A 24,568-nucleotide genomic window follows, 5' to 3' on the forward strand; every position below is an offset into this window, starting at 1 on the left:
TCTGATGGCCGCCCTTTCGGTCGTCAGCCTTTGGCTTCTAGGGGTAATAAAGCTCTGATGTTCAAGAAAATCCTCGTCGCCAACCGTGGCGAAATCGCGTGCCGGGTGATGCGCACCGCCAAGAAAATGGGCATCGCCACGGTCGCGGTCTACTCGGATGCGGATGCCCGCGCGCCGCATGTGCGGATGGCGGACGAGGCGGTGCGGCTCGGGCCCGCACCGGCGGCGGAGAGCTATCTCCGCGCAGACCTGATCCTGCTCGCCGCCAAGGAAACCGGCGCCGATGCGATCCACCCCGGCTATGGCTTCCTCTCCGAGCGCGAGAGCTTCGCCAAGGCCTGTGCCGAGGCGGGCATCGCGTTCGTCGGGCCGCCGCCGGGGGCGATCGCGGCGATGGGCGACAAGATCGAGTCGAAGAAGCTCGCCAAGCAGGCGGGGGTGAACGTCGTCCCCGGCTTCCTTGGCGAGATCGCCGATACCGAGCATGCGGTGCGGATCGCGACGGAGATCGGCTATCCGGTGATGATGAAGGCCTCGGCCGGCGGCGGCGGCAAGGGCATGCGGCTCGCCTGGAACGAGCAGGACGTGCGCGAAGGCTTCGAGCCGACCAAGCGCGAAGGGCTGGCGAGCTTCGGCGACGACCGCGTGTTCATCGAGAAGTTCATCGAGAGCCCGCGCCATATCGAGATCCAGCTGCTGGGCGACCAGCACGGCAATATCGTCTACCTCAACGAGCGCGAATGCTCGATCCAGCGCCGCCACCAGAAGGTCGTCGAGGAAGCGCCGTCGCCCTTCGTCACGCCCGAGATGCGCAAGGCGATGGGCGAGCAGGCGGTCGCGCTGGCGCGGGCGGTCGGCTATTACAGCGCGGGCACGGTCGAGCTGATCGTATCGGGCGCCGACAAGACGGGGCAGGGCTTCTACTTTCTCGAGATGAACACCCGGCTCCAGGTGGAGCATCCGGTGACCGAGGCGATTACCGGGCTCGATCTGGTCGAGCAGATGATCCGCGTGGCGGCCGGCGAGAAGCTGGCGTTCGGCCAGGACGCGGTGAAGCTCAACGGCTGGGCGATCGAGAACCGCGTCTATGCCGAGGATCCCTATCGCGGCTTCCTGCCGAGCACCGGTCGGCTGGTGCGCTACCGGCCGCCGACGGCCGAGAAGGCGGGCCAGGGGTACATTCGGATCGACGACGGCGTGACCGAGGGCTCGGAGATCAGCATGTTCTATGACCCGATGATCGCCAAGCTGATCACCTGGGCGCCGACCCGCGACGAAGCCGCCGACCTGCAGGTCCGCGCCCTCGACCGTTTCCGGATCGACGGCATCGGCCACAATATCGATTTCCTCTCGGCGATCATGCAGCACCCGCGCTTTCGCTCGGGCGAACTCACCACCGGCTTCATCGCCGAGGAATATCCCGAGGGCTTCCACGGCGCTCCCGCGGACGAAAGGCTGGTCCGCCGCCTCGCCGCCGTCGCGGTGGTGCTCGACCTCGCAAGAACCGCACGGGCGGCGGAAATCTCCGGCCAGCTCGGCGCGGTGACCCTGTCCACGGAGCGCTCGGTGCGGATTGGCGAGCATCGCTTCGACGTGACCGTCGACGGTTGCGACACCGGGCTGCTGGTCAACCTGTCGAGCGACGAGGCGCCGCTGGAAGTCTCCGGCCATTGGCGCGCGGGCGATCCGCAGTTCTTCGCCCGCATCGACGGCGAGGCATTCGCGACCGCCGTCGATCGTACCCGCACCGGCTGGAAGCTCACCGCGCACGGCGCAGCGCATCTGGTCGAGGTGCTGCCGCCGCATGTCGCGCAATATCGCGCGCACATGATCGAGAAGCTGCCGCCCGACATGAGCCGCTTCCTGCTCGCGCCGATGCCGGGGCTGCTCACCCGGCTGCACGTCCAGCCCGGCGACCAGGTCGAGGCGGGGCAGGCGCTCGCGGTGATCGAGGCGATGAAGATGGAGAACATCCTGCGCGCCGAGCGCGCCGGCACCGTCAAGCACGCCCATTTCGGGCCCGGCGACAGCCTAGCGGTCGACGCCGCGATCCTTGAATTCGAGTGAGTTAGGCGCGATACGTTTCACATCGATACGGTATCGTATCCATTTATCCATTGCTCTCCGCCTGTTTCCGGGCTTGTGGCGTTTGGGAAACTCGTGTCTCAATCGTGATACAAGAGAGGCGCTCGTCGGTTTACCCCCGAAGACCGCAAGCCCCCGAAGGATGGCGACGTGCAGGAAGAGGATGGCTTCACCCGCTGGATAGAGGCGTGCGCGGCGGGCGAGTTGCTCGGCATCGGCGCGGCGGCCTTGTGGTGGGTCACCGTCGACCGCTTTGATCCGGTGCCGGTAGGCGTCACCGCCGAATGGCTGGTCTTCTTCGCCAAAGCATGCAGCGGCGCGATCCAGGGACTGACGCTTGGCCTGCTGCAGGGCTGGGCGCTGCGCCGGCAGTTCCCGGCGCTCAACCTGCGCGCCTGGGTGCTCGCAACGACGCTCGTCGGAATCTGCGTCTGGTCGATCGGCGCGTGGTACGCGGTGTTTCCGCCGCTCGACGGCGATCCGCTGTTGCCGCCGGTGGAGACGCTGTTCCAGACCGCAGTGGCGGCCGCCGGCTTCGGACTTGGGCTGGGGCTGCTGTTCGGGACGGCGCAGGCACTGGTGCTGTACCGCGCGGCCGGTCAGGTACACTGGTGGGTCGCGGTGAACGCGATCGGCTGGGGCGCGGCCCTGCCGTGCATCTATGTCGCCGCCTCGGTCGGCAGCGCCGAGCCGGGCAGCCTCGAGATCGCGATCCGCGGACTGATCGGCGGAGTCGTTTCCGGCGTCGTGCTAGGCACGATTACCGGCCTGTCCTTCGCGGTGATGCCGGCCCGCCGCAGCGCCTGACCTCGCTCAGCCGAGGTGCGGCGCGAACAGCTCCAGCAGCCGGGTGTAGAGCGCCCGCTTGAACGGCACGATCAGTTCGGGAAGATCGACCGGCTCGGCCCAGCGCCATGCGCGGAACTCCGGGTGCGCCGTCGCGATATCGATGTCGCCGTCCTCGCCGAGGAAGCGCAACAGGAACCAACGCTGGCGCTGGCCGCGCCACTTGCCCTTCCATACCTTGCCGATCAGGTCGTCAGGCAGGTCATATTGCAGTTCCTCCGGCGCCTCGGCGATCAGCTCGGCATAGTGGCGGGCGACGCCGGTCTCTTCCCAAAGCTCGCGGAAGGCGGCTTCGAGAGCATCTTCGCCCGGATCGATCCCGCCTTGCGGCATCTGCCAGGCCTCCAGCGTCGAATCGAGTCGCTGGCCGACGAACACGCGGCCATCGCGATTGAGCAGCATCACGCCCGCGCAGGGGCGATAGGGAAGCGAAGCGGGATCGGTCATGGCGCTTCCCTAGAGCGGCGGGAGACCTGACGGAAGGGTCGTCTTTCGGACGCAGTAGCCACTCCCTAGATTGGCGGCGTGATCCCCGTCGTCCACCACCCCGATTATGTCGCGCCGGCGCCGGCAGGCAGCGCCTATCTCTGGAACAAGAACGGCCTGGTCCGCGACCTGCTCCAGGCGGAGGGCGCCCGCGTCACCTGGCATGCACCCGAGGCAATGCCCGGACGCTGGCTGGAGGCGGTGCATGACCCCGATTATGTCGCCGAAGTGCTGGAGGCGCGCGTGCCGCCGCACAAGACGCGGCGCATCGGCTTTCCCGTCACCCCCGCGGTCGCGCGTCGATCGGAGCGGGTGCCCGGCGGCACTTTCCTCGCCGCCCGCATTGCACAGTCCGAGGGCTATGCGGCGAACAGTGCGGGCGGCAGCCACCATGCGCTGGCCGATACGGGGGCCGGCTATTGCGTGTTCAACGACCTCGCCATCGCCGCGGTGCGCCTGACCGAGGAGGGCCATGCCGCCCGCGTGCTGATCGTCGATTGCGACGTGCACCAGGGGGACGGCACCGCTGCGCTCACCGCCGGGCGATCGGACATCGCCACCTATTCGATCCATGCCGAGAAGAACTTCCCCGTACGCAAGGCGCGCTCGACCCTCGACGTCGGCCTGCCCGACGGAACGGGGGACGCTGCCTATCTCGAAACGCTGGAGGCGACCCTGCTGCCGCTGCTCGCCCAGTTCGACCCTGACCTGGTGCTGTACCAGGCCGGGGTCGATCCGTTCGCGGACGATCGGCTGGGTCGGCTCGGCTTGAGCGGGGCGGGGCTGGTCGCGCGCGATCGCTGGGTGGCGGAGACGCTGCGGCGGCGCGGCATTCCCTTCGCCAGCACGCTGGGCGGCGGCTATGGCAGCGATGCGCTGGAGGTCGCGCAGCGGCATGCGAGGTCGATCCTTACCCTCGGCGCGGCAGCGCTCGGCGACGCTTGCAACGCACGCAATCAAGGCGCATCTGACGCCGCATGAGCCACTATCCCGCGCTTCGCCTCCGCCGCTCCCGGGCTTCGGCCTGGAGCCGTCGTCTCCATGCCGAAACCGTGCTCACCCCCGCCGACCTGATCTGGCCGGTGTTCGTGACCGAAGGTACGGAAGAGGAGCCGATCGCGGCGCTCCCCGGCGTCTCGCGTTGGAGCCTGGCCGGCATCGTCGACCGTGCGCGCGAGGCCCGAGACCTCGGCATCCCGTGCCTGGCGCTGTTCCCCAACACGCCACACGCCCTGCGTACCGAAGATGGCCGCGAGGCTGTCAATCCGGACAATCTGATGTGCCGCGCGATCCGCGCGATCAAGGATGCGGTGCCCGAAGTAGGCGTGCTGACCGATGTCGCGCTCGATCCCTATACCAGCCACGGCCATGACGGCATCGTCGACGCCGCCGGCTATGTCCTCAACGACGAAACCTCGGCAGTGCTGGTCGAGCAGGCGCTGGTGCAGGCGCAGGCAGGGGCGGATATCGTCGCGCCGAGCGACATGATGGACGGCCGCGTCGGCCAGATCCGCGCGGCGCTGGAAGGCGACGGCCAGGTCAACGTTCAGATCATGGCCTATGCCGCCAAATATGCGAGCGCCTTTTACGGTCCGTTCCGCGACGCGGTCGGCAGCCGCGGGCTGCTCAAGGGTGACAAGAAGACCTATCAGATGGACCCCGCCAACGCCGAGGAAGCGCTGCGCGAAGTGGCGCTCGACCTCGCCGAGGGCGCGGACAGCGTCATGGTCAAGCCGGGTCTGCCCTATCTCGACATCGTCACGCGCGTGAAGAGCGCCTTTGAAGTGCCTGTATTCGCCTATCAGGTGTCCGGCGAATATGCCATGATCGAGGCCGCTGCTGCCGTCGGCGCGGGCGATCGCGAGGCATTGGTGCTGGAGACGTTGATGGCGTTCAAGCGGGCAGGCTGTTCGGGGGTTCTCACCTATCACGCGCCGCTGGCGGCACGGCTGCTCGGCGCATGATCGAAACCGCGCGGCTGCTGTTGCGGCCGCCCGAGCCGCGCGATTTCGATGCGCTCCACGCGATGTGGAGCGATCCGGAGGTGATGCGCGACCTCGGGCCGGTGAAGACCCCGGCGCATAGCCGGGCGACGATCGCCCGGCATCTCGGCTATGGCCCCAGCCATGGCCTGGGTTTCCAGGTCGTCGAGCGGCGGGAGGACGGCGCGGTGCTCGGCTTTTGCGGGCTGAAGCCGGGCGCGCCCGACACCCCGATCGCCGGCGAGCTCGAGATCGGCTGGATGTTCGCGCGTGCCCATTGGGGCAAGGGCTATGCCCGCGAGGCGGCGGCGGCGAGTCTCGACTGGGCCTGGGTGCACCGCGCCGAGCCCCGCGTGGTTGCGATCACCTCGGCGTCCAACCTGCCGAGCCAGGCGCTGATGTCGCGGCTGGGTATGCGCTGGTTCGCCGATTTCGAGCATCCGGTGCATCCCGCCGGGCATCGCTTGCGCCCCAGCGTCGCCTTCGCCATCCCCCGACCATGATCGAGACCGAACGACTCCGGCTGCGCGGCTGGACCGATACCGACCGCGCACCGTTCCACGCGATGTGCACCGATCCGCGCGTCATGGCCTTTATCGGCCCGATGCAGTCGCGCGCCGAGAGCGACGCGGGTATCGACCGGCAGATCGGCTTTTTGGCCAGCCATGGCCATTGCTTCTGGGCGATCGAGCGGCGGGAGGACGGCCGCTTCCTCGGCTTTTGCGGGTTGAAGCCGGGTGCTACCGGCACCCCGATCGAAGGTGAGGTCGAGATCGGCTGGCGGCTCGCGGTGGAGCATTGGGGGCAGGGCTATGCCGCCGAAGCGGCGCGGGCGAGCCTCGCCTGGGGCTGGCAGCATCTCGACGTGCCGAGCATAGCCGCGATCACCGTGGAGGAGAATGCGCGCAGCTGGGGGCTGATGGAGCGGCTCGGCATGCAGCGTGCGCTCGATGCCGACTTCGACCATCCTGCCGCCATCCCCGAACTGCGGCGCCACCGCACCTATCGTATCGCTCGCCCGTGACCGATCCGCAAGCGCAGGCCGGCGGCGCCCGCCGCGCGCTTTTCGTGGCCGCTATCCTCGGCGGATCGTTCCTGCTGTTTTTGATCCAGCCGATGGTTGCGCGGATGGCGCTGCCCCGGCTGGGCGGCGCGCCCGCGGTGTGGAACTCGGCGATGCTCGTCTACCAGGCGCTGCTGCTGGTCGGCTATGGCTATGCGCACTGGCTGGGGCGATTTCGCGTGCGGACCCAGGCGGGCGTGCATATCGGTGTGCTCGCCTTCGCGGCGCTCTGGCTGCCGATCGGGCTGGGGACGATGCAGGTCCCGGCGGGGGCCGAGCCGGCTTTGTGGGTGCCGTGGCTGCTCGTCGCGGCGATCGGGCCGCTGTTCCTCGCCATTTCCGCCCAGGCACCGTTGCTCCAGCGCTGGTATGCGGTGGCGAGCCATGGGCGCGACCCCTATGCGCTTTATGCCGCCTCGAACATCGGCAGCTTCGGCGGTTTGCTCGCCTATCCGCTGCTGGTCGAGCCGCTGCTGCGGCTCCGCAGCCAGAGCTGGCTGTGGACGATCGGCTATGCGCTAGTCGCGCTGCTGGTGCTCGCCTGTGCGAGCCGCCTGCCCAAGGGCGAGGCATTGCCCGCGCCGCGCTCCGATCGCCCCGCGACCGTGGCGCGCGACTGGGCGCGCTGGATCGCGCTCGCGCTGGTGCCCTCGGGGCTGATGCTGGCGACGACGACCTTCCTCACCACCGATATCGTCGCGGTGCCGCTGCTCTGGGTGCTGCCGCTCGGGCTGTACCTGCTGAGCTTCCCCGTCGCCTTTCGCAGCTCTGCGCTGCTCGACGACCTGCTCGAGCGCTGCGTGCCGCTGGTGCTGCTGCTGTTCGGCGCGACCCTGGTCGCCGGGGACTCGCGGCTCGCCTATTTCAACGCGCTGATCGGCCTGGTGCTATTGTTCGCTGTGGCGGTCGCCTGCCACGCCCGGCTCTATGCGTTGCGGCCGCCGCCCGAACGGCTGACCGGCTTCTACCTCGCCATGGCGGTGGGCGGCGCGCTGGGCGGCGTGTTTGCCGGGCTGCTGGCGCCGGTGCTGTTCGACTGGACCTATGAATATCCGCTGCTGATCCTCGCCGCCGGGCTGCTGATCCCGCAGCGCGCGCTGACAGCTGAGTTCGCGCGGCTCTGGGCGAGCCGCTATCGGCTTCCCGTCGGGCTGGCGCTGAGTGCCGCGGTGGTGGCGATCGTGTTCGTCGCGCTGCACGTGCAGCTGCTGGGTCCGATCCAGATCCAGCTCGGCTTCGTAGCGGTGGCGCTGATCGGGCTGGTGACGATCGGCGCGCGCTGGCCCTTCACCGTCGCGCTCGCTGGCGGGCTGTTCCTGTTCGGCGGCTATACCGCTATCGAGACGTCGCTGAGCGGCGCGCGCACCCGCAGCTATTTCGGCGTGTACACGGTCAGCGACCAGCCCGACCAGCGGCGGCTCGCGCATGGCACCACGGTGCACGGCGTGCAGCTCAAGGGTGCCCGGGCGATGCGACCGACGACCTATTATCAAGCCGGATCGGGCGTGGGGCAGGCGATGCTCGCGGCACCGGCGCTCTACGGGCCGAACGCCCGCATCGGCGTTGTCGGGCTCGGGACCGGTACGCTCGCCTGTTATGACAAGCCCGGCCAGTCGTGGCGCTTCTTCGAGATCGACCCGGCGGTGGTGCATCTCGCCCGCGACTCCGGCAAGTTCAGCTTCCTCCGACGCTGCGCGCCGCAAGCGCAGATCCTCGTGGGCGACGCGCGGCTGCGGCTGAGCGAGCTGCCCCCGACCAGCCTCGACCTACTCGCCCTCGACGCCTTCTCTTCAGACGCGGTGCCGATGCACCTGATGACGGCCGAGGCCTTCGCCACCTATGGCCGCGTGCTGGCACCCGAAGGGCTGTTGCTCGTCCACATCTCCAACCGCTTCCTCGCGTTGGGGCCTGTGGTAGCCGGCGCCGCCAAGGCCGGTGGCTGGCAGGGGCTGCGGCTCGTCCATGTGCCGAGCGCGCTCGAACGTCAGGACGAGGGCGCGGTGTCGGACTGGATCGCGCTCAGCCGCTCGCCGCGCGTGCTGGCCGCGCTCCAGGCGCGCGATGGCGAATGGCGTCCGCTCGTTGGCCAGCCGGGCTTCACCGGCTGGACCGACGATCACGCCTCGCTGGTACCAGTGCTGCGGCTGTTCCGCTCGGCGGGAGACTAGGCCCGTCCGAGTTCCCGGGCGATCGCGACGAATTCAGCGACACTGACGGTCTCGGCCCGGCGGCTCGCGTCGATGCCGAGCGTTTCCAGCGCGGCCAGCGCGCCGGGGACTGACTTGAGGCTCTGGCGCAGCATCTTGCGGCGCTGGCCGAAGGCGGCGGCCGTCACCGTCTCCAGGATGCGGAGCTGCACGCCCTCGGGCGCTTCGCCGGGAACGATGTGCACCACGGCCGACATCACCTTTGGCGGCGGGGTGAAGGCCGAGCGATGCACGTTCATCGCGATGCGTGGCGTGCTCCGCCACTGGGCGAGCACCGCGAGCCGGCCATAATGTTCGGACCCCGCCTGCGCGACGATGCGTTCGGCGACTTCCTTCTGGAACATCAGCGTCAGGCTCGCCCACCACGGCTGCCATTCGGCCGACAGCCAGCCGACCAGCAGCGCGGTGCCGACATTATAGGGCAGGTTGGCGACGACGTGCGGCTTGCCCGCGAACAGCGCCGGTGCATCGACCTCCAGCGCGTCGCCTTCGATCACGCGGAGCTTCTCGGGGAAATAGCCGCCAAGTTCCTCCAGTGCGGGGATGCAGCGGCGGTCGCGCTCGACGGCGGTGACGCTGGCACCCGCCTGCAACAGCGCGCGGGTGAGACCACCGGGGCCGGGGCCTACCTCGAACACTTCGACGCCCGCAAGGTCGCCGGGCACCTTGGCGATGCGGCCGAGCAACTGGCCGTCGAACAGGAAATTCTGGCCCAGCGCCTTGCTGGCGCTCAGTCCGTACCTGGTGATGACGTCGCGGAGCGGGGGGAGGGCAGTCACGCGGCAGCTTCTGCCCGGCGCTGCGCCGCTTCGGCGGCCATGCGGATCGCCGCGATCATCGCGCCGGGATGCGCAACATCCTGCCCGGCGATGCCGAAGGCGGTGCCATGATCGGGCGAGGTGCGCACGATCGGCAGGCCCAGCGTCATGTTGACGCCGTCGTCGAAATGCAGCGTCTTGATCGGGATCAGCGCCTGGTCGTGGTAGAGGCACAGCGCCGCATCATAGCCGGCGCGCGCGCGGGCGTGGAACAGCGTGTCGGCGGCATATGGGCCGGTGGCGTCAATGCCCTCCGCGCGGAGCTGTTCGATCGCCGGTGCCAGCACCTCGATCTCCTCGCGCCCAATCGCGCCGTTCTCGCCGGCGTGCGGGTTGAGCCCGGCAAAGGCCAGGCGCGGATGGGCAATGCCGAAATTGCGCTGCAGTCCCCGTGCCGTGACGCGGCCCTTGGCGACAATCAGCTCGACGCTGATCAGCGACGGCACCGCCGCCAGCGGCACATGCACCGTGATCGGCACCACCCGCAGCGTCGGCCCGGCGAGCATCATCACGGCATTTTCTGCGGTTATGCCGCAGCGCTCGGCAACGAACTCGGTCTGCCCCGGATGGGTAAAGCCGATCGCGTAGAGCTGCGACTTGGAGACCGGCCCTGTCACCAATGCACCGGCAGCCCCGGCGCTGGCGAGGCCGGTAGCGACCTCGAGCGATTGAAGCGCGATATGCGCGGTACCGAGGGAAGGCGCCCCGGCAACCACCGGACCGGTATCGCCGATCGGGAGCATCGGCAGCGCCTCGCCGAACACCGCCAGCGCCTCGCGCGGATCGCTGATGGGCGCGATCGGGCCCTTCCAGACGGCGCGCACCGCCGCGGGATCGCCCACGGCAAAGAATGGCGCAAGGCGCTCGGCCCCGCGCGCTTCCCACGCCTTTGCAGTGATTTCCGGCCCGATCCCCGCCGAGTCGCCCATCGCGACGGCGAGCGGAGGCAGAAGGGCGCCTCCCGCCGTCACGTCAGCGATATTCGATCAGCGCGTCGCGGCGCAGGTCGCGCAGCATCCGCTCGGCGCGCAGGTTGACTCGCTGGTCCTCCAGCTGCTCCTGCACCTGCTCCACCGAGGGCGTGTTGGCGGCGGGCGGGTCGTCGCGGCCGCAGATCACCAGCACGCGCACGCCGTCCTCGATCGAGCCGAAGGGCTGGGTCGCCTGGCCGACCTGCAGCGGCAGGATCAAGTTCTGCAGCGCCGGCGGCAGGTCCTTGATAACGATGTTGTCGCGGTCAACCACTTCGGCGCCTTCGGCGGACGCGACCTTGTTCACGTCACCGCAGCCGCGGATCGCCTGGGTCGCCTTGGCGAAGGAGGCGGCGCGGGTGCTCGCCTGTGCCTCGGTGGTTCCCTTGGCGAAGGCGAGCGACAGCTGACGGAGGCTCAGGCGGGCGTCGCGCGGGTCGGAGATGCCGACCTTGTGCTTGTCCGCCAGGTAGACGATCGAGAAGCCTGCCGAGAGCGGGATCGGCCCCGCGACCTGGCCCGGCTGCATTTCCTGCACCGCCTGGGCGAGCTGCTCGGGCAGCATCGCCGGCTGGATCCAGCCGAGATCGCCGCCCCTCGCGCGGGTTGAGCTCTGCGAGTAGGTGCGGGCGAGATAGTCGAACGGCGTGCCCGAGCGCATCTGCTCGATCATCTTCTTCATGCCGCCGGACACTTCCTCGGCGCGATCGGGCGTGGCGTTCTGGTAGATTTCGTAGACGTGATATTCGTCGGTGCCCTTCTGGGCGGTGAGGCGATCGATCATCGCCTTCACTTCGGTTTCGCCGACGTTCACGTTGACGCGCTTGCGCAGCAGCCGGCTCCAGGCGAGCTCGGCCTCGATCTGGCGCTTGATCGAGCGCTCGGACGAACCGATCTCGCGCAGCCAGGCACGCATCTGCTCGGGCGTCTTCTGGAAGCGCGTGCTGACGCGGCTGAAGCTGTTCTCGATCTCGCGGGGATCGACCTTGATCTCGTTGGCCTTGGCTTCCTGGATTTCCAGCGTCTCGTCGATCAGCTGGCGGAGCATGGCGAGCTTGAGCTGCTCGCGCTCCTCGGGCTTCAGGGTCAGCTTCTGCATGCCGGTGACGAGCGCGACGCGCTGGTCGACCTCGGTGCCGGTGATCACATAGTCGTTGACGATCGCGGTGGGCTTGCGGACGTTCGGATCGGCCTTGCCGAAGATCTCCAGCGTGCTGGGCAGATCGAGCCCGTTGTTCACGCCGGCCTGGCCGTCCTGCCCCGCGGAGGTCTGGGCGATCGCCATCGTCGCCAGGGCGGCAAGCCCCGCGCCGGCCAGCCACTTCGCACCCGTTCCCGCAATCCTGCCCACACCCATCATCACTTCAGAACGACCCTTATCCTCAAACGGGAAGCAGCGCTTATAGCGCAATTGTGCCTGAACCAAGGCTTAGCGCCGAATCCCCCCAGACCGGGTCTTCTAGCGGCCGAGGTTCTTGAAGGCGAGGGTGAGCAGATAGGAGTTGCCGCGCTGCGCATCGCCGGTGGTGGCATAGTCGCGCCGCCAGGTAGTGCCGATACGCAGGCAGTCGTCCTCATAGAACAGCCCGATGCGGTGGCGGATCGGCTGGAAGCCATTGGCCAGCGCCAGCGGATCTTCGCGCTTGTCGGTAAGGTCGATCAGCGTCGAGCCCGACAGCGACCAGAAGCGCGCGAACTGCACGCGGGCGCCGAGGCGGAGTTCCTCGCGATCCTGCAGGTCCTCCAGCGTCGGGTCGACGTTGCGGTTGAGCCGCAGATAGCCGACCGTCACATAGGTGGCGCGCGAGCCCACCGACATGTCGATCTCGTTGCGGCGCACCGCCAGCCCATCCTTGTCGAGCCGGTAGCGGTGGGTGAGGCTGACGAAATCGTGGAAGCGGATCACCGTCCGCCCGACGATGTCGGACAGCCGATCGGTGAGGCCGGTGCCGTTGGGGAACAAGGAGGAACGGTCGCTCAGGCGATAGCTCTGGCCGACATTCGCCTCGATGCTGATGCCCGGCAAATAGAGTGCGTAATCGAGCCCATAGGTGAAGCGCGTCGAATCCTCGAAGCGGTCATAGCCGGCGAAGCGGTTGAGCGCGAAGAGGTTGGAATCCTCCAGGTCGACGGCGCGGGCGTCCTCGTTGGGCACCTCCATGTTGGCGAGATGCGGCGCCACGACCATCTGCACGCGCGGGGTGATCCGCTGGCTGCCCCCGAGGAAATCGCCCACGAACGGCCATTTCACGTCGAGCGCGCCGGCGGCGATGCCGCGGAAGCGGAAGCCGTTCTCGCCGCGATAGCTCGCCACCGTCGTCGCGATCGTGTCGGAGGTGTTGTAGATATCGCCGCGGGTATAGGCGGTCAGGCTGACTTCCTGGCCCCAATTGGTAAGACGCCGAATGCTCCACTGCGCGCTGGTGAAGGCGCGCTGGGTGTCTTGTCCGCCGGTGCGGGTGAGCGCGAGCGTGTTGACCTCGAAGTCAAACTTGCCGCCTAGCAGCCCGTCGTCGAGGCGGCGGCGATAGTCGATCTCAGGCAGCGCCACCGGCTGCAGGCCCTGGCGGTCACCCACCCGCAGCGTCTGCACCGCCCAGGCGTTGATCGCGAAATAGCTGTCGCTGTCGATTCGCTCGATCGCGATGTTGTTGCGCAGCCGGTCGTCGCGCGAGATGTCGTAGCGGCGCAGGAAGGTGCGGTCGCTCGCCACGCGGAGCGAGGCGCGCACGTCCCAGCTGGGATCCAGCTGATAGCGGCCGACCAGATCGAGATAGCCGCGGAAATCGTTGCGCAGCGTCGCGGGGCTGGGCGCGACGGTGAGGTCGTCGGCGCGCCGGCTATAGGTGCCATAGGCCTGGAGGCGGAAGGCGCCGAGGCTGTTGAGCTCGCGATAATCGGCCTGCAGCATCGGCAGCGTGTCGGAGAAGACGCGCGGGGTGACGGTCAGGTCGCGATTGGGCGCGATGCTGAAGAAATAGGGCAGGGCCAGCTGCAGGCCGTTGGTGCGACTGTAGCGCGCGTCGGGTGTCAGGAAACCAGAATCGCTCTGGCCGCCGGCCGGATGCGAGAAGGCGGGCAGCGGGATCGTCGCGAAGCCGAACACCGAAATGCGCGCGCCCTTGTAGCGCAGCCGATGCTTGGCCGGATCATAGACGACACGGTCGGCGGTGATCTTCCAGGACGGCTCCTTGGGGCAGCCCGAGCTGTCGCTCACCGAGCAGGGCGTATAGGCGGCGTTCTCGACGGTGATGACGCCGCCGTCGTTGCGCGAGCCGCGCGCGGCGGCGATGCGTCCGCCGGCTTCCAGCACCACCAGCATGTTGTCGACCACGCCGTCCTTCAGCGTGTCGGTCAGCTCGATGCTGTCGCCATAGGCGGCATCGCCCTCCGGATTGGCGACGACGATGTTGCCGGTCGCCATCACCTTGCCGGTACGGCGGTCCCAGGTGACCTTGTCAGCGCGGAGGCGGTTGCTCTCGCGATACATGCGCACGTCGCCGCTGGCGGTGACGACGTCGGTGTTCATGTCATAGTCGAGCTGATCGGCGGTGAACTGGACCTGCTTCGGATCGTCGGGCAGACCGCCCGGCGGTGGCGGCGCGGGCTCGGCCGGCCGGTCCTGCAGATCGGCGGCGGGCAGCGTGGCGCCGGCAGCCTGGTCGGCGGGCAGGGGACGCGAATCGGGCGCCTGCTGGGCGCGAGCCTGCGCCGATAGGCACAGACCGAGCGCGGCCGGAAAGAACATGGCCTTGCGCTTCACGAAAACTCCCACCTTTATCGTCACTCCCCGGCAACGGGCATCCACGTGCCCTATCGCAGCGATTGCGGCTCCGCAACGGGAGGCGCGTTGGCCCCAACGCACATCCGGGCTAAGGGGCCCCGCATGCAGGTCGATTTCTATCACCTTACCGTGGCACCGCTGGACCGCGTGCTGCCTGCGATCACCGAAAAGGTGCTCGGCAGCGGCGGGCGGCTGCTGATCGTCGCCGAGGATCCGGCGCTGCGCACGCGCATTGACCAGCTGCTGTGGAGCTATCAGCCGACGAGTTTCCTGCCGCACGCGCAGGCCGGCAGCAGTTGGGATTCCGAGCAGCCGGCGCTGATCGCGGAGACGGTCGCACCCGCCAACGGCGCCCGTAACGTGGCACTCGTCGACGGGCTCTGGCGCGACGAAGCGCTGGAATTCCAGCGCGCCTTCCACCTCTTCGACGAGGAATGCATTGGCGCGGCCCGCGCGGCGTGGCGGGCGCTGGGTGAGCGCGAGGGCGTTGAACGGCGCTATTGGCGACAGGACGAAAATGGCCGCTGGGCGCAAGTTGCCTGAGCTTGCATTGAAGACGCTGCGGGACTAGGGAGCCGCGACTTCCTTCCATCACCAACTACAGGAGCCGCACGGCCATGGCCGCGACCCGGACCTTTTCGATCATCAAGCCCGATGCCACCCGCCGCAACCTGACCGGCGCCGTCACCAAGATGCTGGAAGAGGCCGGCCTGCGCGTCGTCGCCTCCAAGCGCATCCAGATGACCCGCGAGCAGGCCGAAGGCTTCTACGGCGTCCACAAGGAGCGCCCCTTCTTCAACGACCTCGTCGAGTTCATGATCTCGGGCCCGGTCGTCGTGCAGGTGCTCGAGGGCGAGAACGCCGTGCAGCGCAACCGCGACATCATGGGCGCGACCAACCCGGCGAACGCCGAGCCGGGCACGATCCGCAAGGAACTGGCCGAGTCGATCGAAGCAAATTCGGTCCATGGTTCGGATTCGGAAGAGAATGCCGCGACCGAGATCGCCTTCTTCTTCAAGCCGGAAGAAATCGTCGGCTGATAGGCTGACGGTTTTCGGTTGAAAAAGGGCCGCGCTTCCGATGGGGGAGCGCGGCCTTTTTTTGTTTCGAACGTCAAGCCCCTCCCCTTCAGGGGAGGGTTGGGGGTGGGGCATGACCGATTAGCGGGGGATGCGCTTCCAGCTCAGGCCCCACCCCAACCCCTCCCCTTAAGGGGAGGGGCTAAGGAGTGAAACTCACCGCGGCAGCGTGATCGTCGCCGTCAGCCCGCCGCCCTCGCGATTGGCCAGCGCGATCGTCCCGCCGGCATCGTTTACGATCGCCCGGGCCAGCGCCAGCCCTAGCCCGATCCCACCGGTATCGCGATTGCGCGACTGTTCCAGTCGAGTGAACGGGTTGAACACCGCCTCCAGCTTGTCCGCCGGAATACCGGGCCCGCAATCGCATACCTGGATCGTCACCCGCTCGGTCTCGGGGATCAGCCGCACCTCGGCGCCGCCGCCATATTTCACGGCGTTCTCGATCAGGTTGCGCACCGCGCGGCGCATCAGCGTCGGCCGCAGCCGCATCTTGAGCCGTTCGGGCTCCTCGAAGGTCACGTCATGGTCGAGATCGCGGAAATCCTCGACCACAGCATCGACCAGCGCGCCGAGATCAACATCCGTATTCGGCTCGCTCGGCCGCCCCAGCCGCGCCAACGACAGGATGTCGTCGAGCGTGCGGCTCATCTCGTCGATCGTGTCCGCCATCCGCGCGCGATCGTCCTCGTCCTCCACCGACTCGATCCGCACGCGCAGCGCCTGCAACGGGGTGCGCAGGTCGTGGCCGATTGCGCCGAGCATCCGGTCCTTCTCGTCGAGCATCGAAGTGACGCGCCGGCCGAGCGCATTGTACGCGGCGATCAACGCGCGGACGTCGCTCGGGCCACGCTCGCGGATCGGGGCAGTGTCGTCGCCGGGGCGGAAGGTGCGTGCGGCATCGGTGAGGGTTCGCAGCGGCCGCGCGATCCGTCCGCCGACCAGCAGCACCGGCACCAGCACAACGACATAGAGGATCAGCGTCTGCGCGGCGAGCTGCCAGATCAGGTCGAACTCGGTGCGTGGCCAAGGGGTAGCGAGGGTAAGCCAGCCCCTGCCGGGCAGTTCCACCGCAACCAGCATTTCCGCCCCCATCCGCCGCAGCCGTTCGGCGCGCAGCGGATCGAGCTTTGGATCGAGCAGGCGCTGGGGGTTCACCGGACGCAGCGCCGCCATGATCGCGCCCGCGCGCAGCCCTGCATCCTCAAGGCCGCGGCGCAGATCGCGCTCGACATCCGGCCGTCGCCGATCGATCTCGCCGGCGAAGGGGTTCTCGGCATGCAGCCGCACATGGGTTCGCGGATCGGAAAGGAAGCGGTTCTTCGCGGCTCCAGGCTGGCGCGGCGTCTCGCGCTGGAGCACGAGCAGGCGCTCGGCGGCGTCGGCCAGCCGTGTCGTCGCGGGGGCGATCACGAGCGCGAACCGCGCCTTTTGGCGCTCATGGAGCAACAGCCCGAAATTGATCGCTTGTGCCACGAACAAGGCCGCCGCGACCAGCAGGGCAATGCGCGCGATCAGGCTGGTGGGAAGAAATCGTCTCAAAGCCGGGTTACCTCGACCGCCAGCGTATAGCCGCCGCCCCACACCGTCTTGATGATCGAGGAGTTTTTGGCGTCGGGCTCGATCTTCTTGCGCAACCGGCTGACCTGGTTGTCGATCGCGCGATCGAACGCCGCCGCCTCGCGGCCCTGGGTCAAGTCGAGCAGCTGGTCGCGGGTAAGCACCTGGCGTGGCCGGGTGACCAACGCGTGGAGCAGATTGTATTCGCCGGTCGACAGCGGCACCGACACGCCCTCGCGATCGACCAGCGTACGCTCGCCGGTACGCAGCACCCAGCCGGCAAAGGCGAAGGAGCCGGTCTCCGGCGCATGCTGCTTGGCGCCGCCGGCCGACCAGCGGCGCAGCACCACCTTGATCCGGGCGGACAGCTCGCGGGGGCTGAACGGCTTCACGACATAATCGTCGGCGCCCATTTCCAGCCCAACGATCCGGTCGGTCTCCTCGCTGCGCGCGGTGAGCAGGATTACCGGTGTCTCGCTGGTCTCGCGGATGTGGCGGCACAGGCTCAGCCCGTCCTCGCCGGGCATCATGATGTCGAGCACGACCAGGTCGATCGCATAGGCGTTGAGCCGCGCCCGTGCGCTCTCTGCATCGGCCGCCTGGGTAACGCGGAAGCCCTGCTTGGTGAGATATTGCGCGAGCGGTTCGCGGATCGAGCGCTCGTCGTCGACGAGCAGCAGGTGCGGGACTTCGGACATGCTCACCAAGGTAGCGCCTTTGTCGTCGGGGAAAAGAGCCGGGCGGAAGGGAGGAGATCCGCGGAGCTCGCGGTGAAGCGTCAGGGGAGGCGCATCTGATCCCGACGGGGACAGGATCGGCGATGCCCGCGGCCTCCCGCCCGGCTGGTCCGGCTGGCGTCAGTTGCCGTCGGCCGGAGGAGGGGGCGGCATGTCGCCGGCGGGCGGACCCTGGCGACCACGCCAGCCGCCGCTGCGGCGCATCTGCATCATCTTCTGCGCGGCAGTCTGGCGCTCGGCCGCGTCGATTTTGCCGTCATGGTTGGTGTCGACCCGGTCGAACATGCGGGTGGCGCGGGCCTGCTCGTCGGCGAGGGTGAAGTCTTTCTTGGGCGCCATGCGGCCACCCATTCGCGCGCGCTGCTGTGCCGTATAGGCCTCGCGCTCATCCGGCGTGACCTTGCCGTCGTGATTGGCGTCCATCGCGTTGAAGCGCGTCGCAATGCTGGCGAGCATCTCGTCGCGGGTGACGACGCCGTCCTTGTTCTGGTCAGCCATGGCGAGCGGGTCGCGGGGGCCACGGGGACCATCCTGCGGGGCCGCCGGCGCAGCGAAGGCCGAGCCGGCGAGCAGCGAGGCTCCGAGCGCGGCGAAAGATAGACGTTTCAACATGCGAAACTCCTGGAAAGAAAAGGGATGTCGGGGGCGAGGGGCATGCCCCCGACACATGCTTTGTTTCGCGGTCGCGTGTCGCACGGGTTTGTCATCGCCCGCGCCAAAGTGTCGCAAATTGTCGTGTGCTATTCCGCAGCCGCCTGCTGCACACGGGGCACGACCTTCCATTCGATCAGCAGCAATGCGCTCAGCGCCAGGACCGCCGCCACCGCGAAATTGCCGCCCTGGAAGCCGCGCTCCGACCCGAAGGCCAGCGCCTGGCTGAGCAGGAGCGGCCCGAGGATCAGCGCAACGCTGCCCAGCGCCGCCATGCCGCCCTGGAGCGCTCCCTGGCACGACGGATCGGTCATGCGCGAGAGCAGGGCGTTGATGGAGGGGAAGGCGAGGCCCTGGAAGGCGGCGAAGGGGATGATCGCGAACACCATCCAGGTCTCCCGCGCGAAGCAATAGCCGAGAAAGGCGAGGCCGCCCGTGAGCATGCCGAGCACCACCGTCCGTTCCTCGCCCCACGCGGCGATCGCGCGTCCGGTGACGAAGCTCTGGACCAGCGCCATGCAGATGCCCGAGGCGGCGAGCGAGGCACCAATTATGCGCTCGTCCCAGCCGAGCGCGATCTCGCCGAAGAACGCCCAGGTCGCCGGGTAGACCATATGTGCCAACTGCCAGAGGAAGGCGGCAAGCAGCAGTGGCTTGGCATTGCCCGCTTCGAACAGCGGACGAAACGCGGCGAAGACATGCGCGTCGCGCAGGCGAAACGGGCGACGGCGATCGGGCGCCATCGTCTCCGGCAGCAGCAACAGGATCCACAGCGCATTGAGCCCGGCGAGCACCGCAGCGGCGACGAACGGCGCGCGAGGGCCCAGGCTTGCGAGCAGCCCGCCGATCGCGGGGCCGAGGATAAACCCGATTCCGAACGCCGCGCCCATCATCCCGAAGGTCGCGCCGCGCTTCTCCGGCGGGGTGACGTCGGCCAGCACCGCGTTGGCCGGCCCATAGACCGCGCCGGCAATTCCCGCGACGATGCGGCCGACGAACAGCCAGCCAATGGTCGGCGCCGCTGCCATCAGCAGATAGTCGATCGCGAAGGCGGCCATCGAGGCGAGCAGCACCGGCCGTCTGCCGATGCTGTCGCCCAGCGACCCGAGGATCGGACCGGCGAAAAACTGCGCTGCGGCAAAGGCTACCAGCATCCACCCGCCGATCCGCGCGGCATCGTCGAGGCTGGTGTGCGACAGCGTGACGATCAGCTTCGGAAGTACGGGCAGGATGACGCCGAAACCGATCGAATCGATCAACACGGCGGCAAGCACGATCGGCACGGCACGATGGTGGAACTGCATATGGCCCCCTCCCAAGAGGATGCCAAGCGTACCGCAATCCGGCTGCTCGCGCCACGCTTCGCGGTGGATCCAGGGAAGTGCGCTGTCCGTCAACATCTTACCGCACGGAGGGGCGGGGCGGGGTCCGCGGGAGCGCCAATCCGGTTGAGCAACACTGTGCCTTCTCAGCAACGATTGCATTCAAGTGGCATTTTGCAACTTTAGTTTTGCTTGACGGCGCTGGCGACAAGGCGTGTATTCGAGGTTCGGGTATGGAGCGGAAACACAGCTCCAACCTCGGTGGAGAGGAAAGATATGCGGCTACGCCTTATGTCGGCCTGTGCAGTGCCGGCACTCGTGATGGCGCTCGCAGCGCCCGCGCTCGCGCAGGAGACCCCCCAGGACCAGCAGGATGCCGGTGGACGATCCGTCCAGGCGGATAACGAGATCATCGTCACCGCGCAGGGCCGCGCACAGGCGCTGGCGGACGTGCCGTTGGCGGTCTCGGCGGTCAGTGCCGAGACGCTGCAGCAGACTGGTGCCAACGACATCCGCGCGCTCAACCAGGTGGCGCCGTCGCTCCTGGTCTCCTCGACCGGCAGCGAGGCCAATGGCTCGGCGCGTATTCGAGGTATCGGTACGGTCGGCGACAATCCGGGCCTGGAAAGTTCGGTCGCCGTGTTCATCGACGGCGTCTATCGTTCGCGCTCGGGCATCGGCCTCAGCGAACTGGGCGATCTCGAGCGGATCGAGGTGCTGCGCGGGCCGCAAGGCACGCTGTTCGGCCGCAACGCCTCGGCCGGCATCATCAACATCGTCTCGAAGAAGCCGGAGTCGATCTTCTCGGCGGGAGCCGAGGCGACCTATGGCAATTACGACACGATCCGTCTGCAGGGCTTCGTGAACGTGCCGCTGAGCAGCACGGTCGCGGGTCGGCTCGATGGCGTCTACATGAAGCGCGATGGCTTCTACCAGGACGTGACCAACAATCGCGACGTCAACAATCGCGACCGCTATTTCCTCCGGGGCCAACTGCTGTTCGAACCGACCAGCGACATCCAGATCCGTGTGATCGGCGACTACACCCATCGCAACGAGGAATGCTGCGGCGCGGTCTATGTCGATTCCTCGATCAACCCATATATCGGCGACCTCAACAGTCCTACCGCGAACAACATCGTCCGGGTGCTGCGCGATCTTGGCCAACCGATGGCCGCGTTCAGCAATCCCTATAGCCGGAACCTCTATGTTTCGAAGGGCCGGAGCTATGGCGGCATCACCGAGGATTGGGGCGGCTCGGTCCAGCTCGACTGGAACCTGGGCAATGTGAAGCTCACCTCGATCACCGGCTATCGCAACTATTTCTCCAGCCAGGGCGCGGATACCGATTACAGCGCGGTCGACCTGCTCTATCGCGCGCCGAATTCTGACTCGTCGCGCGCGTTCGAGACGTTCAGCCAGGAACTCCGCCTGAACGGCACTGCGTTCAACGAGAAGCTCGACTGGCTGGTCGGCGGCTATTTCGCCAATGAAGACCTGACGCTCGTCGACAATCTCCGCTTCGGCACCCAGTACGGCCGTTTTGCCACCTGCCGGATCGTCTCGGGCAGCGCGCTCGCGGCGCTGTACAATCCGGCGGCGGCGGGGTGCCTTGCCGCTCGACCGGCGCTGTTCGGCGCGGCGAGCCCATTGATCTATGCGGCGTTCGATCGGTTGGACGGGATCAACGATCGTGGCACGACGCGTGACTATTTCAAGCAGAACAGCCGCAACTGGGCGCTGTTCACCCACAACATCTTCCATGTCACCAAGGGCTTGGACCTGACTTTGGGCCTGCGCTACACCAACGAGCGCAAGCGGCTGAACGCAACGTTCGGCAACGACAACACCGCCTGCGTCGCCAACCAGACGGCGCTGCTGCCGCTCCGCTCGGTCGCTTCGCTCACCGCGACGATCGACGGCATTCTCGGGCTGTCCTGCCAGGGCAACTCCACCGCCGAGCTCAACGGTGCCGCGATCAGCGACACCCGCAAGGAAGACCAGTTCACCGGCACCGCGATCCTCTCGTACAAGCCGACCGACGACCTGCTCCTCTACGGCAGCTATTCGCGCGGCTACAAGGCGGGCGGGTTCAACCTCGACAAGTCGGCGCTCAAGGTGCCGATCCTGCCCTTTGCCGCGGTCGGTGGCGCGCAGGCGCTGACCGGTAACCTGCAGTTCGCGCCGGAGACCAACAACGCGTTCGAGATCGGCCTGAAATACTCGACCCGCAAGTTCAGCCTGAACCTCTCGGCCTTCCGCCAGCAGTTCAAGAACTTCCAGCTCAACACCTTTAACGGCACCGTCTTCCTGGTCCAGAACATCAACGGCTGCACCGCGGGCCTGAACGGCGGCGACCGCGACCAGAGCAAGTTCACCACGGCAAGCAACTTCAACGCCGCCGCGTCGACCACGGGCGCCTGCTCGTCCTCCAACGTCAGCTACGGCGTGGTGTCGCAGGGTGTCGAACTCGAAGCTTCACTCGTGCCGGCGCGCGATTTCCGGGTGGGCCTGGGCCTCACCTATGCCGATACCCATTACCGCAACCAGCTGGTCGGCAACGATGCCGGTGGGCCGCTCGACCAGGCGCTGCGGCGGCTGCCGGGCCAGCAACTGTCCAACGCGCCGGAGATCGTCAGCACCGCCTCGGTCGCCTGGACGCCGCCGCTCGGCAACTCGGGGCTCAGCGGCCTGATCTATTTCGATGCACGCATGACCGGCGACTACAACACGGGCTCGGACCTTTTCCCGCAGAAGATCCAGGACGGCTATGCGCTGTTCAACGGCCGCATCGGCATCCGCGGCAAGGACGAGCGCTGGGCGATCGAGTTCTGGGGGCAGAATATCTTCAACCAGAACTACACGCAGGTGGTGTTCAACTCGCCCTTCCAAGAGGGCGCCGCCACCGCGCCGTTCACCGACCCCAAATATCCGGGCGGCCGCCAGCTGTTCTCGGCCTATCTCGCCGAGCCGCGCACCTACGGCATCACGCTGCGCACGCGTTTCTGACTTTCCTGGGGAGGAAAGCACTGGGCCGGAGGCGCGATCCTCCGGCCCATTTTTCGTAGCCCCTTCAGCTTGCGTTTGGTCTAGTGCAGCACTGCGGAATCCGGTGCCGGTCCCGCAGCGGCGCGGCCTTGCGGGAGCGGCGGGATTTTCGCCGCGCGCAGGATCTCGGTCGCGCGCTCCACGCCGACGGCGGGCGAGAAGAGATGGCCCTGGCCATAGGCGCAGCCAATGCTGCGCAGCCGCTCGGCCTGCAACTCGGTTTCGACACCTTCGGCTATCACCCGCATGTCGAGTTCCTGCGCGATGTGCAGCACGCCCTCGACGATCGCGCGGCTGGCGCTGTTCTGGAGCAATTGGTCGGTGAAGCTCTTGTCGATCTTGATGAAGTCCACCGGCATGGTCAGCAGGTGGGTGAGCGAGGCATAGCCGGTGCCGAAATCGTCGAGCGCCACCAGCAGCCCCTGGGCGCGGAACCAGCGCAGCGTGTCCGCCACGACGGTGTCGCCTTGGCCGAGATACACGGTCTCGGTGATCTCCAGCGTCAGATGGTGGAGCGGGACGCCGTAGCGCGCCAGCGTCTCGGGGATCATCTCGCGCAGCCGGGCGCCGTGAAAGTCGCTCGACGAGAAGTTCATGCCGACATGCGGCGGGGCGATGCCGAGGTCGCGCCAGTGGCGCAGATCGGCGGCGACGCGCTCGAGCATCCGTGCGGTGATCGCGCCCGCGACCTTGCCGTCGGTGGTCGCCTCGAAGAATTCGGCGGCGGAGACGATGCGATCGTCGGTACGCATCCGGCACAGCGCCTCGAAGCCGAGGATCTCGCCGGTCTTCAGATCGAAGAGCGGTTGATAGTGCGGGAGGAGGCGATCCTCGGCGAGCGCACGCTCCACCGCATGGATCGCATCCAGCCGCCGGGCCATGCGGGTGGCGATGCCGGGTACGTAGCGGACGAAGCTGCCGCGCGCGGTTTCCTTGGCGTGGTAGAGCGCGAGATCGGCATTGAGCCGCACCTGCTCCGCCGTCTCGCCTTCGCCGATCAGCGCGCCGCCGGCGGTCGCGCGGGGGACGACGTTGCGCTCGCCGTCCTCGATCGGCTGGGCTAGTGCATCGAGCAGCATGCGCGCCGCTTCGGCCGGATCGGCGAGCGCCGCCGGGCTCTGCACCAGTACCGCGAATTCGTCCCCGCCCAAGCGGTAAGCCCGATCGGGCGCGGCGGCCTCCGACAGGCGCCGCGCGGCGTGGATGATCAGCGCATCGCCCGCGACATGGCCGAACGTGTCGTTGACGATCTTGAGATTGTCGAGGTCGACCAGGATCAGCCCCCAGGCGCCGGGTTCGCTACAATCCAGGTCGCTGAGCGAGGTGGTGAAGGCCGAGCGATTGGGCAGGCCGGTGAGGCCGTCGAGCTGCGCGCGGCGGACATGTTTGGCGCGCCAGATGTCCTGCTCGATCGCGATGGCGCACAGGTGCAGGCAGACCCGGATGATCCGGCGCTCCATCGGGGTGGGGCCGCGGGGCACGCGGTAATAGAAGGCGACGACGCCGGTCACCTCGCCGCGCGCATTCTTGATCGGGTTCGACCAGCAGGCGCGCAACTCCAGCGGGCGGGTCAGGCCGAGATATTTGGCCCAGTTGGGATCGGCCTCGATATCGGTGCTGGCCACCGGCTCGCCGTGATAGGCGGCGGCGCCGCACGACCCGACCTTGGGGCCGATCATCATGCCGTCGATCGCCTCTAGATAAGTTTCGGGGAGGCTCGGCCCGGCGACGGGATGGAGTCGCCCGGCAAGATCGACGCGAAGAATCATGGGGCGGACGTCGGGCAGGCGCACTTCCACCTCCCGGCACAGCCGATCGGTGACCGAGGCAAGATCCGCGCCTTTGGCGACAAGCTCCAAGATGTTGTTCTGAAGCGAGATGTCCACGTCGCCCCCATGTGCAAGTGCGTGCACCTTGCCCGGACCGGCCTTG

The 24,568-nt window shown here is 67.7% G+C and carries 20 protein-coding genes; 10 read left to right on the forward strand and 10 right to left on the reverse strand.

Translation table 11 applies throughout. From position 1 onward, the window contains the following. Positions 1-57 precede the first annotated feature (57 nt). Together ABIC35_RS04660 and ABIC35_RS04665 are read left to right on the forward strand one after the other, a co-directional pair. Entirely contained in the window at positions 58-2,067 is a 2,010-nt protein-coding gene (locus ABIC35_RS04660) for a biotin carboxylase N-terminal domain-containing protein (RefSeq protein WP_121077101.1), read from the forward strand. A 168-nt stretch (positions 2,068-2,235) separates the two neighbouring features. Then, complete coding sequence (locus ABIC35_RS04665) at positions 2,236-2,892, forward strand: hypothetical protein (RefSeq protein WP_121077103.1); 657 nt, start codon at positions 2,236-2,238, stop codon at positions 2,890-2,892. 6 nt (positions 2,893-2,898) lie between these two features. Here the strand turns inward: ABIC35_RS04665 and ABIC35_RS04670 are convergent, their stop codons facing one another. Next, positions 2,899-3,378 (reverse strand): RNA pyrophosphohydrolase, encoded by a 480-nt coding sequence (locus tag ABIC35_RS04670; protein ID WP_121077105.1) that lies wholly within the window; start codon positions 3,376-3,378, stop codon positions 2,899-2,901. Positions 3,379-3,456: 78 nt separating this feature from the next. On the opposite strand from ABIC35_RS04670, the gene ABIC35_RS04675 reads away from it, so the two are divergent. The 5 genes from ABIC35_RS04675 to ABIC35_RS04695 are packed head-to-tail and all read left to right on the forward strand — an operon-like array spanning position 3,457 to position 8,630. Beyond that, entirely contained in the window at positions 3,457-4,398 is a 942-nt protein-coding gene (locus ABIC35_RS04675; RefSeq protein WP_121077107.1) for a histone deacetylase family protein, read from the forward strand. Further along, positions 4,395-5,381 carry a porphobilinogen synthase gene (gene hemB, locus ABIC35_RS04680; protein WP_121077108.1) on the forward strand — a complete coding sequence of 329 codons (987 nt, stop codon included), beginning with the start codon at positions 4,395-4,397 and terminating at the stop codon, positions 5,379-5,381. The genes ABIC35_RS04675 and hemB overlap by 4 nt, the downstream gene beginning before the upstream one ends. Further along, positions 5,378-5,902, forward strand: coding sequence for a GNAT family N-acetyltransferase (locus tag ABIC35_RS04685; protein ID WP_121077110.1), 525 nt, complete (start codon positions 5,378-5,380; stop codon positions 5,900-5,902). Before hemB ends, ABIC35_RS04685 begins: the two co-directional genes overlap by 4 nt. Continuing rightward, positions 5,899-6,423 carry a GNAT family N-acetyltransferase gene (locus ABIC35_RS04690; RefSeq protein ID WP_121077112.1) on the forward strand — a complete coding sequence of 175 codons (525 nt, stop codon included), beginning with the start codon at positions 5,899-5,901 and terminating at the stop codon, positions 6,421-6,423. Before ABIC35_RS04685 ends, ABIC35_RS04690 begins: the two co-directional genes overlap by 4 nt. Then, complete coding sequence (locus tag ABIC35_RS04695; RefSeq protein WP_354278323.1) at positions 6,420-8,630, forward strand: fused MFS/spermidine synthase; 2,211 nt, start codon at positions 6,420-6,422, stop codon at positions 8,628-8,630. Before ABIC35_RS04690 ends, ABIC35_RS04695 begins: the two co-directional genes overlap by 4 nt. On the opposite strand, the gene rsmA is transcribed toward ABIC35_RS04695, so the two are convergent. The 4 genes from rsmA to ABIC35_RS04715 form a co-directional block, all read right to left on the reverse strand. Beyond that, a complete protein-coding gene (gene rsmA, locus ABIC35_RS04700) occupies positions 8,627-9,448 on the reverse strand; it encodes a 16S rRNA (adenine(1518)-N(6)/adenine(1519)-N(6))-dimethyltransferase RsmA (protein WP_121077114.1) in 822 nt (273 codons plus the stop codon). The two genes, ABIC35_RS04695 and rsmA, sit on opposite strands and share 4 nt — an antisense overlap. Beyond that, positions 9,445-10,458 carry a 4-hydroxythreonine-4-phosphate dehydrogenase PdxA gene (gene pdxA, locus ABIC35_RS04705; RefSeq protein WP_354278324.1) on the reverse strand — a complete coding sequence of 338 codons (1,014 nt, stop codon included), beginning with the start codon at positions 10,456-10,458 and terminating at the stop codon, positions 9,445-9,447. Before pdxA ends, rsmA begins: the two co-directional genes overlap by 4 nt. Position 10,459: 1 nt before the next feature. Next, complete coding sequence (locus ABIC35_RS04710) at positions 10,460-11,818, reverse strand: peptidylprolyl isomerase (RefSeq protein WP_354278380.1); 1,359 nt, start codon at positions 11,816-11,818, stop codon at positions 10,460-10,462. A 99-nt stretch (positions 11,819-11,917) separates the two neighbouring features. Further along, a complete protein-coding gene (locus ABIC35_RS04715; RefSeq protein ID WP_354278381.1) occupies positions 11,918-14,206 on the reverse strand; it encodes an LPS-assembly protein LptD in 2,289 nt (762 codons plus the stop codon). A 138-nt stretch (positions 14,207-14,344) separates the two neighbouring features. Between ABIC35_RS04715 and ABIC35_RS04720 the strand changes: the two genes are divergently transcribed. Next, the gene (locus ABIC35_RS04720; protein WP_121077121.1) at positions 14,345-14,785 is read left to right on the forward strand and encodes a DNA polymerase III subunit chi; all 441 of its coding nucleotides are present in this window, start codon (positions 14,345-14,347) and stop codon (positions 14,783-14,785) included. Positions 14,786-14,859: 74 nt separating this feature from the next. Then, on the forward strand, positions 14,860-15,282 hold the full coding sequence (gene ndk / locus ABIC35_RS04725) for a nucleoside-diphosphate kinase (RefSeq protein ID WP_121077123.1): 423 nt from the start codon (positions 14,860-14,862) through the stop codon (positions 15,280-15,282). Between the two features lie 195 nt (positions 15,283-15,477). Here ndk and ABIC35_RS04730 read toward each other — a convergent pair whose 3' ends face one another. From ABIC35_RS04730 to ABIC35_RS04745, 4 genes are all read right to left on the reverse strand, one after another. Continuing rightward, positions 15,478-16,860 carry a sensor histidine kinase gene (locus ABIC35_RS04730; protein ID WP_121077125.1) on the reverse strand — a complete coding sequence of 461 codons (1,383 nt, stop codon included), beginning with the start codon at positions 16,858-16,860 and terminating at the stop codon, positions 15,478-15,480. After that, on the reverse strand, positions 16,857-17,576 hold the full coding sequence (locus ABIC35_RS04735) for a response regulator (protein WP_121077127.1): 720 nt from the start codon (positions 17,574-17,576) through the stop codon (positions 16,857-16,859). Before ABIC35_RS04735 ends, ABIC35_RS04730 begins: the two co-directional genes overlap by 4 nt. A 159-nt stretch (positions 17,577-17,735) precedes the next feature. Further along, the gene (locus tag ABIC35_RS04740) at positions 17,736-18,227 is read right to left on the reverse strand and encodes an EF-hand domain-containing protein (RefSeq protein WP_121077129.1); all 492 of its coding nucleotides are present in this window, start codon (positions 18,225-18,227) and stop codon (positions 17,736-17,738) included. A gap of 128 nt (positions 18,228-18,355) precedes the next feature. Next, complete coding sequence (locus ABIC35_RS04745) at positions 18,356-19,570, reverse strand: MFS transporter (protein WP_183049386.1); 1,215 nt, start codon at positions 19,568-19,570, stop codon at positions 18,356-18,358. 294 nt (positions 19,571-19,864) lie between these two features. Here ABIC35_RS04745 and ABIC35_RS04750 point away from each other — a divergent pair, with 294 nt between their 5' ends. After that, a complete protein-coding gene (locus ABIC35_RS04750; RefSeq protein WP_121077131.1) occupies positions 19,865-22,597 on the forward strand; it encodes a TonB-dependent receptor in 2,733 nt (910 codons plus the stop codon). An 80-nt stretch (positions 22,598-22,677) separates the two neighbouring features. On the opposite strand, the gene ABIC35_RS04755 is transcribed toward ABIC35_RS04750, so the two are convergent. Further along, positions 22,678-24,522, reverse strand: a complete 1,845-nt coding sequence (locus ABIC35_RS04755; RefSeq protein ID WP_121077133.1) for a putative bifunctional diguanylate cyclase/phosphodiesterase — start codon at positions 24,520-24,522, stop codon at positions 22,678-22,680. Between the last annotated feature and the right edge of the window lie 46 nt (positions 24,523-24,568).

This window comes from Sphingomonas trueperi, assembly GCF_040545965.1.
GTDB classification, from domain to species: domain Bacteria; phylum Pseudomonadota; class Alphaproteobacteria; order Sphingomonadales; family Sphingomonadaceae; genus Sphingomonas; species Sphingomonas trueperi_C.

Bases quoted from the DNA above. Each gene is read 5' to 3' on its own strand.
- ABIC35_RS04660 (WP_121077101.1), top strand. From the start codon at position 58: ATGTTCAAGAAAATCCTCGTCGCCAACCGTGGCGAAATCGCGTGCCGG.
- ABIC35_RS04670 (WP_121077105.1), bottom strand. From the start codon at position 3,378: ATGACCGATCCCGCTTCGCTTCCCTATCGCCCCTGCGCGGGCGTGATG.
- hemB (WP_121077108.1), top strand. From the start codon at position 4,395: ATGAGCCACTATCCCGCGCTTCGCCTCCGCCGCTCCCGGGCTTCGGCC.
- ABIC35_RS04685 (WP_121077110.1), top strand. From the start codon at position 5,378: ATGATCGAAACCGCGCGGCTGCTGTTGCGGCCGCCCGAGCCGCGCGAT.
- ABIC35_RS04690 (WP_121077112.1), top strand. From the start codon at position 5,899: ATGATCGAGACCGAACGACTCCGGCTGCGCGGCTGGACCGATACCGAC.
- ABIC35_RS04710 (WP_354278380.1), bottom strand. From the start codon at position 11,818: ATGATGGGTGTGGGCAGGATTGCGGGAACGGGTGCGAAGTGGCTGGCC.
- ABIC35_RS04715 (WP_354278381.1), bottom strand. From the start codon at position 14,206: ATGTTCTTTCCGGCCGCGCTCGGTCTGTGCCTATCGGCGCAGGCTCGC.
- ABIC35_RS04720 (WP_121077121.1), top strand. From the start codon at position 14,345: ATGCAGGTCGATTTCTATCACCTTACCGTGGCACCGCTGGACCGCGTG.
- ndk (WP_121077123.1), top strand. From the start codon at position 14,860: ATGGCCGCGACCCGGACCTTTTCGATCATCAAGCCCGATGCCACCCGC.
- ABIC35_RS04735 (WP_121077127.1), bottom strand. From the start codon at position 17,576: ATGTCCGAAGTCCCGCACCTGCTGCTCGTCGACGACGAGCGCTCGATC.
- ABIC35_RS04740 (WP_121077129.1), bottom strand. From the start codon at position 18,227: ATGTTGAAACGTCTATCTTTCGCCGCGCTCGGAGCCTCGCTGCTCGCC.
- ABIC35_RS04745 (WP_183049386.1), bottom strand. From the start codon at position 19,570: ATGCAGTTCCACCATCGTGCCGTGCCGATCGTGCTTGCCGCCGTGTTG.
- ABIC35_RS04750 (WP_121077131.1), top strand. From the start codon at position 19,865: ATGCGGCTACGCCTTATGTCGGCCTGTGCAGTGCCGGCACTCGTGATG.